We start from the raw sequence: 291 nt of genomic DNA on the forward strand, positions 1-291 counted from the left end.
GTCGCGGGTCAGTATGCTGCGTGTTGAGTTCAGCGCAGAGTTTGAACAGGTGGTGAACTGATGCAGGATATCCGGCAGGAAACACTGAATGAATGCACCCGTGCGGAGCAGTCGGCCAGCGTGGTGCTCTGGGAAATCGACCTGACAGAGGTCGGTGGAGAACGTTATTTTTTCTGTAATGAGCAGAACGAAAAAGGTGAGCCAGTCACCTGGCAGGGGCGACAGTATCAGCCGTATCCCATTCAGGGGAGCGGTTTTGAACTGAATGGCAAAGGCACCAGTACGCGCCCC

General features: G+C 55.0%; 1 protein-coding gene. It reads left to right on the forward strand.

Annotated features, from left to right (window positions below; genetic code table 11):
* Positions 1 to 60: 60 nt before the first annotated feature.
* A partial coding sequence (locus J0A66_RS22935) for a phage minor tail protein L (protein WP_024232937.1) occupies positions 61 to 291 on the forward strand: 231 nt, incomplete at its 3' end.

It is taken from the genome of Bowmanella dokdonensis, assembly GCF_017254865.1.
Classification (GTDB): domain Bacteria; phylum Pseudomonadota; class Gammaproteobacteria; order Enterobacterales; family Alteromonadaceae; genus Bowmanella; species Bowmanella dokdonensis.